The 16669-nt window shown below is 51.3% G+C and carries 19 protein-coding genes and 1 riboswitch; of the genes, 9 read left to right on the top strand and 10 right to left on the bottom strand.

The features are described from left to right. The first annotated feature begins 31 nt into the window (after positions 1-31). Genes KSO86_RS05785 through KSO86_RS05775 form a run of 3 tightly spaced genes read left to right on the top strand, consistent with a single transcriptional unit; the run spans position 32 to position 3305 of the window. Positions 32-1021, top strand: coding sequence for a carbohydrate ABC transporter permease (locus tag KSO86_RS05785; protein WP_216378708.1), 990 nt, complete (start codon positions 32-34; stop codon positions 1019-1021). Continuing rightward, positions 1018-1911, top strand: a complete 894-nt coding sequence (locus KSO86_RS05780; RefSeq protein WP_216431919.1) for a carbohydrate ABC transporter permease — start codon at positions 1018-1020, stop codon at positions 1909-1911. The genes KSO86_RS05785 and KSO86_RS05780 overlap by 4 nt, the downstream gene beginning before the upstream one ends. Further along, positions 1911-3305, top strand: a complete 1395-nt coding sequence (locus KSO86_RS05775; RefSeq protein WP_216431917.1) for a family 20 glycosylhydrolase — start codon at positions 1911-1913, stop codon at positions 3303-3305. Before KSO86_RS05780 ends, KSO86_RS05775 begins: the two co-directional genes overlap by 1 nt. On the opposite strand, the gene KSO86_RS05770 is transcribed toward KSO86_RS05775, so the two are convergent. The 5 genes from KSO86_RS05770 to dcd form a co-directional block, all read right to left on the bottom strand. Continuing rightward, on the bottom strand, positions 3302-3964 hold the full coding sequence (locus tag KSO86_RS05770) for an ABC transporter ATP-binding protein (RefSeq protein ID WP_216431915.1): 663 nt from the start codon (positions 3962-3964) through the stop codon (positions 3302-3304). The two genes, KSO86_RS05775 and KSO86_RS05770, sit on opposite strands and share 4 nt — an antisense overlap. After that, complete coding sequence (locus KSO86_RS05765) at positions 3961-5661, bottom strand: ABC transporter permease (RefSeq protein WP_216431913.1); 1701 nt, start codon at positions 5659-5661, stop codon at positions 3961-3963. Before KSO86_RS05765 ends, KSO86_RS05770 begins: the two co-directional genes overlap by 4 nt. Before the next feature lie 32 nt (positions 5662-5693). After that, positions 5694-6767, bottom strand: coding sequence for a thiamine ABC transporter substrate-binding protein (locus KSO86_RS05760; RefSeq protein ID WP_216431911.1), 1074 nt, complete (start codon positions 6765-6767; stop codon positions 5694-5696). Positions 6768-6826: 59 nt separating this feature from the next. Then, a riboswitch (TPP riboswitch) is annotated at positions 6827-6932 on the bottom strand. A gap of 98 nt (positions 6933-7030) precedes the next feature. Continuing rightward, entirely contained in the window at positions 7031-7273 is a 243-nt protein-coding gene (locus KSO86_RS05755) for a DUF4235 domain-containing protein (RefSeq protein ID WP_216431909.1), read from the bottom strand. Positions 7274-7400: 127 nt separating this feature from the next. Then, positions 7401-7982 (bottom strand): dCTP deaminase, encoded by a 582-nt coding sequence (dcd, locus tag KSO86_RS05750; RefSeq protein WP_216378699.1) that lies wholly within the window; start codon positions 7980-7982, stop codon positions 7401-7403. Positions 7983-8023: 41 nt separating this feature from the next. On the opposite strand from dcd, the gene KSO86_RS05745 reads away from it, so the two are divergent. After that, complete coding sequence (locus KSO86_RS05745) at positions 8024-8695, top strand: metal-dependent transcriptional regulator (RefSeq protein ID WP_216431907.1); 672 nt, start codon at positions 8024-8026, stop codon at positions 8693-8695. A gap of 12 nt (positions 8696-8707) precedes the next feature. On the opposite strand, the gene KSO86_RS05740 is transcribed toward KSO86_RS05745, so the two are convergent. Genes KSO86_RS05740 through KSO86_RS05725 form a run of 4 tightly spaced genes read right to left on the bottom strand, consistent with a single transcriptional unit; the run spans position 8708 to position 12199 of the window. Then, entirely contained in the window at positions 8708-9574 is an 867-nt protein-coding gene (locus KSO86_RS05740) for a metal ABC transporter permease (RefSeq protein WP_216431905.1), read from the bottom strand. After that, on the bottom strand, positions 9571-10500 hold the full coding sequence (locus KSO86_RS05735; RefSeq protein ID WP_216431903.1) for a metal ABC transporter permease: 930 nt from the start codon (positions 10498-10500) through the stop codon (positions 9571-9573). Before KSO86_RS05735 ends, KSO86_RS05740 begins: the two co-directional genes overlap by 4 nt. After that, the gene (locus tag KSO86_RS05730) at positions 10497-11255 is read right to left on the bottom strand and encodes a metal ABC transporter ATP-binding protein (RefSeq protein WP_366493381.1); all 759 of its coding nucleotides are present in this window, start codon (positions 11253-11255) and stop codon (positions 10497-10499) included. Before KSO86_RS05730 ends, KSO86_RS05735 begins: the two co-directional genes overlap by 4 nt. Then, positions 11252-12199, bottom strand: coding sequence for a metal ABC transporter substrate-binding protein (locus KSO86_RS05725; RefSeq protein ID WP_216378691.1), 948 nt, complete (start codon positions 12197-12199; stop codon positions 11252-11254). The genes KSO86_RS05730 and KSO86_RS05725 overlap by 4 nt, the downstream gene beginning before the upstream one ends. Positions 12200-12487: 288 nt before the next feature. Here KSO86_RS05725 and KSO86_RS05720 point away from each other — a divergent pair, with 288 nt between their 5' ends. Beyond that, a complete protein-coding gene (locus KSO86_RS05720) occupies positions 12488-12991 on the top strand; it encodes a phosphoribosyltransferase (protein WP_216378689.1) in 504 nt (167 codons plus the stop codon). Positions 12992-13048: 57 nt separating this feature from the next. Here KSO86_RS05720 and aroD read toward each other — a convergent pair whose 3' ends face one another. After that, the gene (gene aroD, locus KSO86_RS05715) at positions 13049-13798 is read right to left on the bottom strand and encodes a type I 3-dehydroquinate dehydratase (protein WP_216378686.1); all 750 of its coding nucleotides are present in this window, start codon (positions 13796-13798) and stop codon (positions 13049-13051) included. A 117-nt stretch (positions 13799-13915) separates the two neighbouring features. Here aroD and KSO86_RS05710 point away from each other — a divergent pair, with 117 nt between their 5' ends. Genes KSO86_RS05710 through KSO86_RS05695 form a run of 4 tightly spaced genes read left to right on the top strand, consistent with a single transcriptional unit; the run spans position 13916 to position 16666 of the window. After that, the gene (locus tag KSO86_RS05710; protein WP_216378685.1) at positions 13916-14785 is read left to right on the top strand and encodes a hypothetical protein; all 870 of its coding nucleotides are present in this window, start codon (positions 13916-13918) and stop codon (positions 14783-14785) included. A 3-nt stretch (positions 14786-14788) separates the two neighbouring features. Continuing rightward, positions 14789-15565 (top strand): YwiC-like family protein, encoded by a 777-nt coding sequence (locus KSO86_RS05705; RefSeq protein ID WP_216378683.1) that lies wholly within the window; start codon positions 14789-14791, stop codon positions 15563-15565. A 20-nt stretch (positions 15566-15585) separates the two neighbouring features. Next, a complete protein-coding gene (locus tag KSO86_RS05700) occupies positions 15586-15987 on the top strand; it encodes a phage holin family protein (RefSeq protein WP_216378681.1) in 402 nt (133 codons plus the stop codon). A gap of 16 nt (positions 15988-16003) precedes the next feature. Then, positions 16004-16666 carry a DedA family protein gene (locus KSO86_RS05695; protein ID WP_216378679.1) on the top strand — a complete coding sequence of 221 codons (663 nt, stop codon included), beginning with the start codon at positions 16004-16006 and terminating at the stop codon, positions 16664-16666. Positions 16667-16669 lie beyond the last annotated feature (3 nt).

Raw genomic sequence — 16669 nt, 5'->3', positions numbered from 1 at the left:
AATTAACGCCTAGGACGAAGGGGACGAGCACATGAAAAGACAGAAATGGTACACGCCGTACCTGTTAACACTCCCAGGAGTGATTTGGGTACTTGTTTTTGCACTATGGCCGTTCCTCAATACGGTGGCGTTGGCATTCACTGATGCTCGTCCCCTTCGTCCAGCAAAATTTGTTGGCTTACAAAACTTTTACGCACTTTTCAGCGATGAACGCTTTATCTATGCGTTGACGACGTCGCTGGTATACGTCATCGTCTGTGTTCCGTTGCTAACGTTCTTACCACTCTTGTTGGCGTTGCTAGTTCATAACAAAATTCCTGGCATCGGCTTTTTCCGCACAACCTTCTATTTCCCAGTTATCGCATCGGCCGTCGTCGTCGCAATCGTGTGGGAATTCCTCTTCTCTGGCAACGGAACCATTAATGAAGCTCTGAAATTCTTCGGTCTTATCGACCGTCCGATTGAATTCCTTTCTGACCGCTGGCTCTTAATTGGATGTGCGATTGGTTTGACCGTGTGGAAAGGCCTCGGCTACTACATGGTTGTCTATCTAGCAGCGCTTGGCAATGTCGGCCGTGATCTACATGAAGCTGCTGCACTTGACGGTGCCGGCAAATGGCGTCGCTTCTGGTCGGTGACAGTTCCTGGCGTACGTGGCCCAATGTTGTTAGTGTCAGTATTAATCTGCGTTGCCGCTATGCGTATCTTTACCGAACTTTATGTCCTGTCCAATGGATCCGGCGGTCCAGGAGGCCGCGCGATGAGCGTTGTTATGTTGATCCAGGCAAGCGGCAAGGGCCTCAATGGTCAGGTCGGCTATGCGTCGGCTATTTCTCTGGTCTTGTTCCTACTCACGTTAATCCCGCTCCTGATCGTGGGAATTTCAAACAACGGCGACATGCTCCGTGAAGCACTCGCAGCTCGCCGAACCCGGAAAGCACATAAAGCCGCTCTTAAGCTTGCCAAGCAAACCGCTGCCGCACCCGCAGCCAATGCCGTTAAGGAAGGAATCTCCGCATGAGCACGTCAACTGAATTGATTCGTCATGATCGTCCCTTCCGTTCTCGCGGGTCTTCGGACATTATGAAGCCGTCTCTGGCTGGGCTTATTGGTAAATATGTTCTTTTGTTCGCCATACTTGCAGTGATGGTGTTCCCGTTCTTATGGCAGCTCTCTACCTCGTTTAAGGGCGCAACGGAAAACATTTACGACTTTCCGCCAACGATTATCCCGCAAGAACCAACGCTGTCTAACTATGAAGAAGTGTTCCGCACTATCCCTGTTCTTAACTATGCATGGCATTCGTTACTCGTCGGTGTAGGAACAGTTATTTCCAACATTATTTTTGCGACGTTGGGCGGATATGCACTGGGTTGTTTGAAGTTCAAGGGCAAGGGAATCATTATGGCGATTTTCTTCTCTACCTTGCTCCTACCAGGCGAAGTGACCTTGACTAGCCAGTATTTGACTGTGAAATCGTTGGGTCTGGCGAACACACTGTGGGGCGTGTTCTTACCCGGTGCTATTTCAGCTATTAACGTGTTGTTAATTGCGGCGGCTTGCCGCATGATTCCGCCGGATGTTCTGGATGCAGCGACGATCGATGGCGCAAATACATTCCAGCGCTTGCGTCATATTGTTTGGCCGAATATTCGCGGTATGGTTTCGGTTATTGCCTTGTTCGCGTTCATCGGCGCATGGGATGATTTCTTGTGGCCGTTGGTTGTGTTATCTGATCCGGCTAAGTACACATTAACTGTTGGTATGCAGTATTTGAACTCTAACTTTGCGGCTAATCCGCGTGTTATTGCGGCCGGTACGATGATTGCACTGGTCCCGATCATCATCCTGTTCGCCACATTGCAAAAGCAGTTCTTCAAGGGCGTTGAGGAAGGCGGCGTAAAGCAGTAATGGTTACGGCGCGTTGTAGGTGGATTCCGACGACGACGGTTGCGATCGTTTCCGATCTTGCTGTCCGTCACGAAGCACAGCGGTTAGTAGCTGATTTAGTTAAGCGTGGCTTAGCCGCAAATCTCGACGATCTTCCGGGTGCTGAATTTCGGATTATTTTGCAGGTTTCTTCGCAATCCTCAAGCAATCCAGAAGCCGCAACGATCGATGTTTCGGAGACATCGATCGTTGTAACAGCGTCCGCTCCGGTCGGAATTTTCCGCGCAACGCGCCACCTTTTGTCATTGTTTGATACCGACGGATCACTATCCTGTGGACAGATCCACATGCGCCCGTTGGTAGCTGAACGTGGCCTTCACATTGATGCTGCTCGTAAATATTTCGATGCCCAATGGATGAAGGATCGCATTCGGGAAGCTGCATCGCTCGGGCTGAACACTATCCAATGGCACTTTTCCGAAAATGAGGGATTCCGGTTAGAATCTCGTGCTTTTCCGCAGATTGTTTCGGAGCATCATATTACTCGTAACGAGGCTCGCGAGATTCTCGCACTGGCACGCGATCTTTATGTAGATATTATTCCCTCGTTAGACATGCCAGGACATTTAAGAAAAGCGTTATCTACTTTTCCAGAGTTGCAGCTTCCTCCTGCACATTTAGCTCCCGACGCACAGCCTCTAGCCATTCCAGATACCGGTCATGCTCTCAATATCACCCTTCCTGAAGCCCTTGATTTTGCTCGCGCACTCATCGATGATTTTGCTGAGCTTTTCTCCGGCTGTCATTCGTGGCATCTTGGCGGCGACGAATTTGTTGATTTTGCACGTATTTCCGAATATCCGTTATTGGCACAGGCTGCTCAGCGTCAGTTCGGCGCGAATGCAAACGGTTTCGATCTGTTGACGGATTTCGTCAATCAGATGAGTTCTCACCTTAAAAGCCACGGTTTTACGCCTCGCGTGTGGAATGACGGGATGCTTCGTGGGAACATAGTACAGCTCGATCCGGAAATCGTATTGACGTGGTGGACCAACTGGCATGCAGAGATGCGCCCGGTTTCAGATGCTCTGGCAGCCAATTATCGGATCGTCAATTTCAATGATTCACTGTTCTATTATGTTTTAGGCGAAAACGCCGGGTACCGTTACCCGACCGCTGAACGTATCAAGGCTGCAAACTGGCATCCAGGTCTTTTCCCACAGTTACCATCGGGAGTTTCAGCATCACCGATTCAAGCGATTCTGCCTGAAAATGGCGTCTATCCGAACCAGCTTGTGGGTGCGTTCTTCTCAATCTGGTCCGATCAACCTGATGCACAAACATCAGCCGAGGTGGCAACTGGGATTCACGAACCGCTAGCTGAGTTCGCTGCACGTTGTTGGAATATTTCCTAAACGCCTGAGCTGCTATCTTCAATTCTGCCATCGGTCATACGCAAAACACGATCGGCAACAGTGGTAGCCTCATCTGGATCATGAGTAACGAACACGGCCGTCATCTGTGCGCTTTTGAGGATATCGCGCACGTCTACTGCCAGACGTTCTCGCAATTCTTTATCGAGAGCCGATAGTGGTTCGTCAAGTAACAACACATGCGGGCGCGGAGCCAGCGAGCGCGCTAACGCCACCCGTTGGGCTTGGCCACCAGAAAGCGTACCCACCTCACGTTTTTCATACCCGGCCAGCCCGACGACGTCGAGCATCTCAGCCACCCGTGCTTCACGTTCGCTACGCTTCACCCCGGCCATCTCTAAGCCATAGCCAATATTGCGTGCCACGTTACGATGCGGGAATAGTTGTCCATCTTGAAACACCATGCCCACGTTGCGCCGATGCGGCGGTACCCCGTTCATATCATGTTCCCCGACGACGATCCGTCCGCCGTCGATCGGCTCCAGTCCAGCAATCGCACGCAACAACGTGGACTTGCCGGATCCCGAAGAGCCAAGCAACCCTACGATTTCACCATGTGCAACCTGTAAGCTCACGTCGTTCAATGCCTGAAAACCGTTGGGATAGGTCAAACTGACATGCGACACGTCGATCGAACTCATGCTGTTTCCTCCTTAACATGCGTAGTCCGCGAACTGCGCGGTTTGCTCAGCATCTCCACGACAACCATCACCAGCGCGGTAATGCCACACAATATGACTGTTCCGGCATATGCCATGCCTTGGTCAGCAGCGCCTGCCCGGCCCACGAGCTGATAGATCATCACTGGCAGGGTCGGTTCGCGTTGCAGTACTAGGAACGACGTCGCCGAAAATTCCCCGATACTTATCGCAAATGCAAAACCGGCGGCGACTCCCAGTGCCCGAGCAAGAACTGGCCCTTCGACCGTGAAAAATGCCCGAAACCGGGAAGCACCCAAAGTCAGGGCCGGCCCGTAGAGGTTACGGTTAACGCCGTCGAGCATCGGCACGATCGTCCGAATCAGAATCGGTAACGCAACCAGAGCTTGTGCAAGCGGCAGGAGAAGCGGCGAATCAGCGACGAACCGCAACGATCCGCCCAGTGCCACGAGCATGCCGAAGCCTAACGTCACCGATGATATTCCTACCGGGAAGATGAATAATGCATCATAGAACCCAGTGATTCGTTGCCACAATTCGCGTCGGATACGGAGTTTTCGAGTAACTAAGAGTGACACTATTATTCCGACGACGACGGCGATCGCAGTTGCATAGATAGCAGCCGATAGCGACTGCCAAATCGTTGAAGCGATCGCAAAATCGACCGAGCGAGCCGCACCGGGACGGAAAAGATCCGTGAAATTGGCGGCGGTAAACTCGCCGTTGCGCCGCAATGAGCGGATCACAACCTGAACTATCGGCAAAATAATCAACACAATAACGACTGCTACCACTATGCCAACTAGTGGCCGTTGGGCACGAGTCAACCGCGGAGCATCTGCCACAAACCGCGAGTGCGTATCAACCACCGCTTTTTTACTAACCCGCTGGGACACAATCAGCGCCACGACTACAATGACTGCTTGAACAAGCGACAGCAGTGCAGCCGTACCAAGATTCAAAAACTGCGAGGTTTGCCGATAGATCTCAGTTTCGAGCGTGCGCGTGCGGGTTGTCCCTAGCACCATCACCAAACTGTATGACGTAGAACAGTAGAGAAATACGAGCGTTGCTGCCGAATACACAGCAGGTGCAAGACGCGGCCACGTCACAGAGGTAAATGCTCGCAGCGGCGATGCACCGAGCGTACGAGCCGCCGCCTCATAGTTTGGATTGAGTCCACTCCACGCCGCTCCCACGGTACGTACAATCACCGAGATATTGAAGAACATCATGGCAAGCACAATGAGTACCGGCGAACCAGCGAGCCTCAAGAAGCCGAGCAACCCGCCGTCGTCGTACAACGAACGGAATGCCGTAGCTACCGCAATTGTTGGCAACACAAACGGGAAAACAATCAAAAAGCGAATAATGCTCTGGCCTGGAAAACGAGTACGGTACAGCACGTAGGCAGCCGGCACCCCAACAGCAATGGATAATAACGTACCCGCAAAAGCCAAGCCAAGAGTGGTTACCACTGCGGCGCCCGCATGTGCTCTGCTCAACTGGGCTACTAACCCACCTAGGCCCACGGTATCCCAACTCGTGATCAGCTCCGCAACTCCCAAGCTCAACAAGTCCACCACGGGAGCAAAAAAGAACAACCCGAGGAAAAGGGCTGGGGCAATAGCGCACAGCGCCCACCAAAAAAGCGGGCGCTGTGCGAAGAACCTATTCATCACGTTCAACAACGGACTAGAACGGTTATGAGTTAGAACAAATCAGTAACGGATGTGATCCACAATTCCTTAGAATCCGCGATCTTCTTTGCATCCAGTGGCTTTACTGCGTTTGGCCGTGGCGCAAACTCAGCCATGCCCTTGGGAAGCTCGGCCGATTCGTCGATCGGGTAAGTCACGTTTTCCTTGGCAATCACGGTTTGCATCTTAGGCGTGCTCAACCACTCCAAGAACTTCTGCGCGCCCTCGGTGTTCTTCGCACCCTTCAGCACACCTGCATATTCCACAACTGGGTAGCATCCACCGGCAACATTCGCCGTGCTAGACGCATCCCCTGCTTCATTGATCGTCCAGAAAGGTGAAGATGCGTAAGACATAACGATCGGGTAGGCGCCCTTTCCTTCACCAGCCGTGAAATCAACCTGGTAGGCATCCTTCCACCCAGCGTCAACCTTGGTGCCGTTGGCGAGCAACTGCTTCCAATAGTCAACAAAGCCAGCTTCCCCGAATTGCGAAATGGTCGAAGCAAGGAGTGCAAAACCCGTATCTGACTTGGACGGATCTTGAATGACCGTAAGATTCTTGTACTCTGGCTTCACTAAATCTGCTAGGTCAGCTGGCGGGGTTAAACCCTTATCCTTGAAATACGCAATATCGTAGTTGAAGCAGGCGTCAGAACGGTCATAAGCAATTGCGCCGTCAGCACCCGCAACAGCATACTTGTCCGCACCGGCTGGACCAGCCACTTTCACCGAGGTATCGAAAACGTCAGCTTCGGCAACCTGAATGATGTTGTTGGCAGTCAAACCGATAACGGCATCGCCCACCGGGTTGGCCTTGGTCAAAATAAGTTTCGAATCGAGTGTGCCGGATTCTTCGCCGTCCAGCAGTTCAACCTTCATTCCAGTTTCTTTGGTGAAATCAGCCAGCACGTCATCTGGAAGGGTAAATGAACCGTTGGTCACTACCTTAACGACTGCAGGCGCCTTTGTAGTAGCTTCGTCCGCCTTGTTCGATTTCTTATCTGAGGGTACGCTCGACGTGCACGCGCTCAAGGTAAGTGCACAAGCGGCAGCGATTGCGAACGTCATCTTAACGTTTTTCATGAATATCCTCCGTGATTATTGGAGGGCCTGCCACTTTCAGGTATAACCCTAAATATGCAGCAAGGAGAGAACTCACTTCCTCCGCCGGTATGACCCGGATCAGGTATGAGGGTCTGCAGTTTTATTCTGCACTCTCAGCGCATTCGCGCTCCCCTGTGACGTCTCAATCCTATCATTGCCCACCCAAAAAGATTCACGGCAGAGAGTGTGATAGTGGCCGAGGTCAGTCACATCTAACCCCGGCCACTATCATGTATCAAAAACTATTTTTGCTGGTACCACTGGTTGGTCTTGTGTTGCATCGCTTCGTTGACGAATGCAGTAACACCCGCCGTAACAGCCGCAAAGGTCGCAACCTGTGCTAATGGCAGATCGGCGTCAGTTTCATCCCCATTGGGTGTTGCCTTGCCAAATCCTTTTTCCCACACCAGCGTGACAACCTGTCGTGCAACCATTCCGGCAACTGCACCGGTAGCTAGACTGAAAAGTCGGTATCCGAGGTTCATCTCTGTCCTTCCTACATGGCCTACCAAAATCTCTGGTAGACATACAAGCCCAGTCTACCGTGTCACTAAAACTCGGGCATGGGCGGAGATACTATTCTTTTATGCCCTATCGCATCCCACAGCCGAGCTAACGTGACACGTCAATTCGGTGAAAATTCAGATATGAACGCGAAGCAGTCGGACCACGCTGACCTTGGTAGCGTGATTCGTTTGCACCCGAACCATAAGGTTGCTCTGCCGGCGAGGAGAGCTGGAAGAAACACAGCTGCCCAATCTTCATTCCAGGGTAGAGCTTAATCGGCATTGTCGCTGTGTTAGATAATTCGAGCGTAATGTGCCCCGAGAATCCTGGATCAATAAAACCAGCAGTGGAATGGGTCAGTAAGCCGAGTCGTCCCAAACTAGATTTGCCTTCCAACCGGGCAGCGACATTGTCACCCAACGAGACATATTCGTACGTCGCCCCCAGCACGAATTCGCCCGGGTGAAGCACGAATGCTCCATCCGGTTCAACCTCAACAAGCCGGGTTAATTCGGGCTGTTCTTTCGCCGGATCAATCACATCGTATTTGTGATTGGCGAAGAGCCGGAACATTCGATCTAGGTGGACATCCACGCTAGATGGCTGGATCATGGCCGGATCCCACGGATCTAATTCGATGTGACCGGCAGAAACAAATTGTGCGATATCGCGATCAGAGAGAAGCATGTTTTTATTGTGCCATGAGTTGAACGTGTTACCATGCACATATGCCCATTTCTTCGTTATCTGAAAGTACTCAAAATTACGTTAAGTCAATCTGGTCGCTACAAGAGTGGTCAGACGAGCCGGTAACAACCTCGAGTTTGGCGGCGCGTACTGGTGTAAAACTCTCCACCGCATCGGACGCTATCCGTAAATTGAAAGACCAGGGACTAGTACATCATGCTCCGTATGGAGCTGTTCATTTAACCGATGAAGGGCGTGCGCTCGCGGTGGCAATGGTTCGTCGTCATCGCCTTATTGAAACGTTTCTAGTGGAGTTTCTCGGTTATCCATGGGATGAAGTCCATGACGAAGCCGAGGTCCTCGAGCATGCGGTTTCCGATGTGATGGTTGAGCGCTTGGCAACGAAATTAGGAAACCCGGAACGCGACCCGCACGGAGATCCGATCCCAGCAGCTGACGGCACGGTGGTCCGCCCGCCCGCATTCTTATTGAGCACCTTCACCGATGGTGGAACGTACCGTATTGAACGGATTTCGGATGACGACGCCGAACTCTTACGTTTCTTTGATAGCCACAATATTTCCTATGGTCAAGTGATAACAACGAAACCGCCAGCACCATATTCAGAGTCCATTGAAGTCAGCATTGCCGGCGCGGCACCAGTTCTCCTGGGTAGCGGTGCGCTGTGCGCAATCTGGGTTACGCCCGCGTAATCGACAGCGTTATTAGTCGGTCTGTTGAGATTGGTGAACGAACCGTTTGGCCTTGCCGACAATAAGCACAACCGTGAAGGTGAGGCCGTAACAGACGGCCATCGCCGCTGAGGTTGGTGCGTGCAGGACATAGGCAACCCAGAATCCGATGATGGCACCGCTGACGGCCACAATCATTGTTCCAATCATCATGTGCTTCATCGAGTTGCTGACGAGTCGTGCAGTTGCAGCAGGTGCGATCATAAGTGCCACGATCAAGATAGCTCCGGCGGCGTTAAACGCAGCGGTGACAGTCACGGCTACGAGGAACATGAAAATAGTATCGACGGCTCTGGTTCTGATTCCGATCGTGCTGGAGAATGCCGGATCAAAACTGGTGATTTTCAGTCTTGGGTACATGAACCACATGGCGATAGCGTTTGCCAGCAACACGATAAGTAACACGTATAAGTACTTCGGACCGTAGGATATGCCGCCGATTATAAGCTGATGCCAAGCAGCTAGATTGAGGTCACCAGATAGTACAACGTGAGTGTCTAGGTGGAGATTGCCGAAGTTGAGCGATATTAGAATCACGCCGACTGAGAAAAGCATCGGAAAAATGAGCCCTTGCGGCGCATCTCCAGAAACGAATCCGGACCGTACTAGCCAATCATTTCCTAGCACCACCACGAGACCCGCGAGCGCAGCTCCGACGATGAGTAGCGGGGAATCGAAATCGTGTGTCACATAGTATCCCATCACGATTCCCGGAAGAATTGCGTGGCTCATGGCATCGACCAACATGGAGCTACGGCGCAACACGATGAATGATCCGGGTAGTGCACAAACCAGTGCAGTGACGATAGCCAGCAGGCTTGTTCCGACGACGAAGCTCATACGTTGCGTCCTAGGAGATAGTTTTTGAGTTTAGCGCGGGCTCGCCGTCGTGAAATAATCTGCATGACGAGTGACCGGCGTGGAGAGAAAATAAGCGAGATAACGAAAATCGTAAATAGTACGATCACGATCATCGGCCCGGTTGGAACTTTGCCAAAGGTGACAGCTAAATAAGCTCCAATTCCAGAACCGGCGGCTCCGATAAGCGCGGACAGAATCACCATAGAGCCGAGTCGGCTCGTCCATTGCCGAGCGGCGGCTGGGGGCGTGATCACAAACGCGATCATGACAACAAGACCTACTGCACGCACTCCAATGACGGAGGCAATCACGATAGCGGCGAACATAAGAGTGTCGATAAATTTACCGTGGATCCCCATCATAGATGCGTGGACCGGGTCGAAGGTTCGGGCAGCGAATTCTTTCCAGAAAATTGCCACGATTGCGAGCGCTACCCCGCCAACTGCAAGGGATGTGTAGAAGTCGTTTCTAGTTATCGTGGAGGCGTTACCAAAAAGGTAGTCTTGGATGCCACCTTTGCCGGGGAAAGCCCCATCGGAGATGATTCGCATCAAGAGCATTCCGGCGCCGAAGAATAAAGATAACGTCACTGCCATTGCGGAATCGACGTGGACTTTCGAGTTACGCACGATCCAGTGGGTGAACAAAACAGCAGAGGTTCCAACAATAACTGCGCCGATAATCAGCGCAAGCATATTTCTGCCGTCGGATTGCAGGATCACCACTGTAAATAAAAAGGCAGCGAGGGTGCCCGGCAACGCTGAGTGGGAGATAACGTCAGAGATCATTGATTGCTTGCGTAAGTATGCGAATGATCCTAGCGCTCCAGCCACGAATCCAATGGTCATAGTTCCGAAGAAAACCATCCGGAAGGTGTGGTCGGAAAAGAACTCAATGAGATTCACGCGAAGTTCTCCCACTCGTCATTGTCAGATACTCGATAGGTGGTGCGAATATTTGTGTCAGTTAGGGTGGTTTCGCATGGGCCACTGGCGATTATTTGGCGATTGAGCAAAGTGACATAGTCGCAATAGTCGGCGACGGTTGCTAAATCGTGGTGCACAATAACCACCGTTTTTCCTTCGGACCGCAACCGGTGCAAAACATCGACGATAGCCCGTTGACTTTTGGCATCAACACCTTGGAATGGTTCGTCCATGAAGTAGATATCGGGTTGTTGCACAAGTGCACGTGCAAGGAATACCCGCTGGCGTTGCCCGCCAGAGAGTTCACCGATTTGTCGATTCGCTAATTCTGGAATCCCGGTTTGCTCTAGTGCGGCCGTAGCTTGTGCGCGTTCTTTGCGACCTGGCCGGCGCAGCCAGCCAAGTTTCCCGTATGTTCCCATGGTGACGACGTCGATCACCGTCGTCGGAAAGTCCCAATCAACACTGACGCTTTGTGGCATGTAGCCAACGCGTTCCCGGACTTGAGCTAATGGTCGGCCAAAAAATTCGGCCGTTCCAGTTAGTGGCTTAACAAGTCCTAGCATTGCTTTAATCAGGGTAGATTTGCCGGCTCCGTTAGGCCCCACGATACCCATGACGACGCCTTCTGGAACGGTGAAATCGACACCGTATAGGACTGGATCTACGCGGTAGCACACCGACATGTTCTGGGTTGAACATGCCGGTGTGCGCGCTGGAGTTTCGATTGTCACTTGCTCAAAGCTTCGGAAACAGCCTTGGCGTTGTGCATCAGCGTTCCGAGGTAGGTATCGACGCCTTTTTCTGCACCAAGGGAGTCGGCGAAGAGTTCTTCGTCAGAAATCTTCACGTCCCAGCCATTGGCATGAACTGCTTCTTGGAGAGCCTTGATTGCCTGTGGGTTGGCAAGGTTGTCAAGGAAGATGACCGGAACCTTCTTGTCTGCAATGAGCTTGGCTAGCTCAGAGATTTCTTGGGTGGAAAGCTTTGCTTCGGAGGAGACAAAGTCGGTTGCGTGAACTTCAAGGTTGAAGGTCTGACCGAAGTAGTTGAATGCATCGTGGCCGGAGATAAGAATGCGAGGTTCTGCGACCTTATCGAGCAGTTTCTTTGCTTCAGCAACGGTGGTCTTGATTTCTTCGCGGTACTTGGCCACGTTCTTTTGGTACATGTCAGCATTGTCTGGATCGATTTCCGAGATCTTGTCTGCTGCAGCTTGTACTGCTAGTGACCAGCCCTCTGGGTTGTTCCAGATGTGCGGATCGTGTAGTTCGTTGCCTTCTTCGTCAGTCTCTGGCCATGGCAAGAGGTACTTCTCATCAAGAGTATTGCCAACGGCGATCTGCTTGTCGCCGAGCGATTCAAGCTTGTCGAGCATTTGTGCTTCGAGGTGCAAACCGCTCCAAATAACAACGTCAGCGTTTTGGAGATCTTCGATGTCCTTAGTAGTTGGCTGGTAGGTGTGCGGGTCTCCACCTGGACCAACCATGGTGATGACCTTTGCATCTGGCGCAATGTTAGCGACAGCATCTGCAATGTAACCAGTTGTCGCAAATACTGTCAGCTGCTTATCTGACTTTTCGGCTTTTTCTTCCGAAGCTGAGGAACAGCCAGAAAGAAGCAGTGCACTGGCAATAATAGCGGTAAAACCAGCTTTAATCGCGGAGCGAATCTTCATAGAAAACTCTTTCGTTATTGTGAATATCTTTGGCTTGCAATGAAACCTAAGGTAAGCGACAGTCGCTTATACGTTAGCTAAACTACAGCTTAGGCTAACCTTAATTCAAGGACATACGTCCGCTTGTTCCGTAAACCACACATATTTTTCCCAAAAAGCCTGCATTACAAGCACTTGCTATCGGAATAATCTGAGTCACTTTTAAAATCTGCATCCAAAATTCGGGAAACATCTCTCATTATCTGAACTCATTTCTTTGAAAAGCTGGTCAGGCGGTAACATCGTTTCATGGCATACCATGCAGACACCACGGATTTGACCGGAAAAGAAGTTCTCCTTTGGGACCAGTTTGGCGATGCAATGCGCGAATTGGCTCAAAACATCGCTGATTCGGGCTTTCGCCCAGAAGTCATTATCGCCATTGCTCGTGGCGGGCTCCTCCCAGCAGGCGCACTAACCTACGCCTTGGGTACAAAACTATCAGATGCAATGAATATCGAATTTTATACCGATATTGAACAAACATTGCCAGACCCAGTCCTACTTGAGCCTCTCCTTGATACCGAATCAATTAAGGGCAAGAAACTACTCGTAGTTGACGATGTAGCTGATTCAGGTCGCACATTGAAAATGGCAATCGACATGCTCACCGAGTTTGGAGCAGACGTGCGATCGGCCGTCATTTACGATAAGCCACGTTCCGTTATCGAGCCTGACTACTCATGGAAGGCAACCGATAAGTGGATCGTATTCCCGTGGTCATCCCAACCACCGGTAACCCCGAACAAATAAGACTATAAACTTTCATTAACGTGGGTGAGTGGATTTTCCACTCACCCACGTTTCACACTACTCATCTTGAATTAGCGCTGGCTTTACCTCAGAAATATGTGGCTGTCCCGGAGCAGAAGGCCGAGATACCGCCGCAAATGTTGCTACCGAACCGTACTTCCACCCTTCGATTCGGGCACGTTGTCCCGGTTCTCCCATCGCAACCGAAATAACCATCCGGCCAGTTTCGGCAGTGACATTCCGGGTGACCTCAAGTAACCGATCGACGTCGTCATCATTATGAGCAGCCACCGCTAGCTTAGCCACTACTCCTTCGATCGCAAGCATATCTTCGAACATGATGCGCAAAATATCTGAATCCGGGGTCATCATCCAGTTGTGGTCCGAAATCACCACTGTGAATCCTAGTTCTTGCGCTCGCCGAGCTAGATCTGGAGCTGCCCGATGCCAGTATTCAATGTCGACCGCAACTCGTTCTGCTGGCACCTGCAGTTGTAGTAAGGTGTCAAGCATCTCGGCCAGCAACAACCGATATCGGCCATCACTCACCTTGATCTCGCCACCCTGTTTCGCAGTGCGGATCGTTAAGAGAATCGGTAGTGTTGTGGCACTGATGAGTTGTGGGATGATCTCTGATCCGAGTGTTGAAAATGAGAAGTTTGGGTGGTCACCAAACAACATATCCACGCGCCATTCCACCACATCTGCCCCAGCATCTTGAGCTTCACGGGCTTCTTGAACGAGCATAGCCGGAGTGGTTCCGAGCAATGGCACAATGACTGTTCGGGTATGAGGAGAAAAAATCATTCCGGCTCCTTTGACGCAATACGGTATTCTTCTCTATCAACGATACCGTAGCGCTTGCCTATCGGGTAGAGTGTGCCGTGGAAAGTTTTATAGCTGGTAGCTAATAAAGGGGAACGTATGACGATCAACTTCGATCAGTTCGATCCAGCTGACGCACCATCTTCCACACCGGCAACAAAATCAAAAGGGCCGGTTTACTTTTTCATTGCAAGCCTCGGTGTGCTCGTCGTCGTATCAATTATTATTCTGTTTACTTCTGTTATTGGCCGGGGCCGCGACTTGGCAGAGACACCATCACAGCCAGTGGTCAGTCAACAATCAACAGAGGCAGAACCAGCAGAACCGTCCAATACTCCCCTAGATGGCTCCGCTCTACGGCAAGCAATGGAATCGTCGACCTGTGCCGACGCGATGGCCGACGCAACCCCTATTTTCGACTTTGTTCTGGCAGCAACCTCAAGTAAACAGTGGAACGAGGATACCCAAAAAATCGTCACCAATGGTCTAGCTACGCTCAACCGCACCTGCCGGCAACACGTTCCACATCTTCTTGCAGTTCAACATGCTCTCGTTGACCCGCAAGCACCGCCACAGTTAAATTCACTTGTCAAAGACGCCAACTGGATAAGTCGCCAACATCCGGCGCCTAGTGATGCTCAGATCCCAACTGGACGATTCACAACCGGACTGCGCAACATTCACTGCTCGATCGAATCGGGTGGAGCTTCTTGCACGATCAATAAGTATTTATGGCCGGCACCAGCGAAATGTGACGGGAATCCGGCTACATTCCGGATAGATGCGTCGATGGAGGAACCAGTAGGCGGTTGCACCTCACCAGTTGTTGCCGAAACTGAATACGAGTATGGAACGACGCTCGCTAACAATGGTTACGTATGTAGCATCGAAGCGGCCGGGGTTTCGTGCTGGTCAGAGTTTACCGGTCACGGATTTGAGCTGAGCCGTGAAAAGCTACGGAAGTTCTAGCTAATGGCACCACAGCGTAAAGCCCGCTGGATCCCAAATTATCACGGGGCCTGGGCAATGATCCTTATCCCGCCAATACTCGGTATTATTGCCGGCGGTTTCGTCTGGCAGCACATCATTTTACTGACCCTATGGTGGGTGGGATATTTTGATTTCTTCGCTATTGGCTTGTGGCTCCGTAGCCGGCGAAAACCACGCTATCTACCACCTGTCCTTACTTACAGTGGTATCTGTGCAATTCTTGGCCTTGCTTTAGCGCTCCTCAAACCAGCATTGCTGATCTGGATACCGATTTTTCTCCCACTTATCGCAGTGACGTTTTGGCAATCGGCGATTCGTGCCGATAGGTCAATGCTCAACGATACGGTGACGGTTATAGCAGCGTCACTGCTCCTTCCAGTTGCCTATCAGCTCGGTTCCCTCGACGGTCCCACTGATTCGTGGAATCAGGTCTGGCTCCACACTGCATTAGTTTTTGGCTACTTTTTAGGCACAGTTTTCTACGTGAAAACAAATATTCGCCAACGTGGTCATCAAAATTGGCTAGCCGCGTCAGTCGGATGGCACCTAGTCTGGTGTGCGCTGGCTACGATCGCAACCTGGTTTATCGACGACGTTCACCTATCTCCTTGGCATGTAGCTATCTGGATCATGTTGACTATCCGCGCCTATCTAGTTCCGTGGTGGGGTGCTCGTCACGGCTGGATAAGTGCAAAGATGCTCGGAATTGGTGAAATAGTTGCTTCAGCTGCGGTTATGGCAACGCTTCTTGTGTCATAGTGACCTGATAAGCTGTCTGTATGAAATTTCTTATGAGAATCTTATGCAACGCTGTGGCGTTGTGGATAGTTACCATACTGCTCAGTGGCTTTGCCTTGCGCCAGCCCACAATTGCGCAACTATCCAATCTTGACCCCCAAGTACAATCAATTATTGCCCTGATTATTTCCGGCGCAATCTTGGCCATCGTCAATTCATTCGTGCGCCCGATCGTTAAGTTCTTCTCCCTGCCGATATATATTTTGACGCTCGGATTGTTCTTCGTCGTCGTCAATGGCGCAATGTTGATGCTCACAAGCTGGATTTCGGGACAACTCGGAGTAGGAATCATCATTGATAGTTTCGCGTGGGCACTCGTGGGCGGCATCATCATTTCCGTGGTGAACACAGCTCTTGATGTTCTCATTCCTGGCAAGCACTGATGCCATACTAGAACCCATGTTGACTCTCGCATTAATCGCTCAAGCTGGCGATTCTCAAGACTTAACCGGAATCGCCGCCTGGACGGTGGACTTAATGGACAAGCTGGGTGGCCTTGGTGTTGCCTTGATTATCGCCATCGAAAATATTTTCCCACCGATCCCCTCCGAGGTTGTTCTCCCGTTAGCTGGTTTTACTGCATCTCAGGGGGGCTCGCTGACATTTGGCAGCGCACTAGTATGGTCCACAATCGGTTCCGTCGTCGGAGCGCTTATTCTCTACGGCATCGCCTATCTTTTTGGTCGCGAACGCTCGCGGGCATTTCTGCTTTGGTTGCCGTTAACGAAAGAGTCCGACGTCGATAAGACCGAAGCGTTTTTCGAAAAATATGAGCGTCCTGCTGTTTTCTTCGGCAGAATGTTACCTATCTTCCGGTCACTTATTTCGCTTCCAGCGGGCGTCATCAAAATGAATATTCCACTGTTCATTGCGCTCACAACGGTCGGCTCGCTGATTTGGAACACGGCGCTCATCGGTGCTGGTTTTATGCTTGGCGAGAATTGGGCATTAGTGGAGCAATACGTCGGGCTAGCATCGAAGATCGTTGCTGGGCTCGTCGTTATAGCAGTAATCGTGTGGATGATTATGCGCCTGCAGGCTCGCAAACGGAATCAGCGATAGCTC

The sequence above is a fragment of the Arcanobacterium phocae genome (assembly GCF_018913465.1).
Classification (GTDB): domain Bacteria; phylum Actinomycetota; class Actinomycetes; order Actinomycetales; family Actinomycetaceae; genus Arcanobacterium; species Arcanobacterium phocae_A.
The sequence above is the reverse complement of the archived record's forward strand: the minus strand, read 5'-3'. Positions and strand labels throughout refer to the sequence as shown.

Coding starts and splice junctions, on each gene's coding strand:
- KSO86_RS05725 (WP_216378691.1), bottom strand. CDS start 12,199: ATGAAGATTCGCTCCGCGATTAAAGCTGGTTTTACCGCTATTATTGCC.
- KSO86_RS05780 (WP_216431919.1), top strand. CDS start 1,018: ATGAGCACGTCAACTGAATTGATTCGTCATGATCGTCCCTTCCGTTCT.
- KSO86_RS05740 (WP_216431905.1), bottom strand. CDS start 9,574: ATGAGCTTCGTCGTCGGAACAAGCCTGCTGGCTATCGTCACTGCACTG.
- KSO86_RS05770 (WP_216431915.1), bottom strand. CDS start 3,964: ATGAGTTCGATCGACGTGTCGCATGTCAGTTTGACCTATCCCAACGGT.
- KSO86_RS05695 (WP_216378679.1), top strand. CDS start 16,004: ATGTTGACTCTCGCATTAATCGCTCAAGCTGGCGATTCTCAAGACTTA.
- KSO86_RS05755 (WP_216431909.1), bottom strand. CDS start 7,273: ATGAACCTCGGATACCGACTTTTCAGTCTAGCTACCGGTGCAGTTGCC.
- KSO86_RS05745 (WP_216431907.1), top strand. CDS start 8,024: ATGCCCATTTCTTCGTTATCTGAAAGTACTCAAAATTACGTTAAGTCA.
- KSO86_RS05700 (WP_216378681.1), top strand. CDS start 15,586: ATGAAATTTCTTATGAGAATCTTATGCAACGCTGTGGCGTTGTGGATA.
- KSO86_RS05765 (WP_216431913.1), bottom strand. CDS start 5,661: ATGAATAGGTTCTTCGCACAGCGCCCGCTTTTTTGGTGGGCGCTGTGC.
- dcd (WP_216378699.1), bottom strand. CDS start 7,982: ATGCTTCTCTCTGATCGCGATATCGCACAATTTGTTTCTGCCGGTCAC.
- KSO86_RS05775 (WP_216431917.1), top strand. CDS start 1,911: ATGGTTACGGCGCGTTGTAGGTGGATTCCGACGACGACGGTTGCGATC.
- aroD (WP_216378686.1), bottom strand. CDS start 13,798: ATGATTTTTTCTCCTCATACCCGAACAGTCATTGTGCCATTGCTCGGA.
- KSO86_RS05705 (WP_216378683.1), top strand. CDS start 14,789: ATGGCACCACAGCGTAAAGCCCGCTGGATCCCAAATTATCACGGGGCC.
- KSO86_RS05720 (WP_216378689.1), top strand. CDS start 12,488: ATGGCATACCATGCAGACACCACGGATTTGACCGGAAAAGAAGTTCTC.
- KSO86_RS05785 (WP_216378708.1), top strand. CDS start 32: ATGAAAAGACAGAAATGGTACACGCCGTACCTGTTAACACTCCCAGGA.
- KSO86_RS05710 (WP_216378685.1), top strand. CDS start 13,916: ATGACGATCAACTTCGATCAGTTCGATCCAGCTGACGCACCATCTTCC.
- KSO86_RS05760 (WP_216431911.1), bottom strand. CDS start 6,767: ATGAAAAACGTTAAGATGACGTTCGCAATCGCTGCCGCTTGTGCACTT.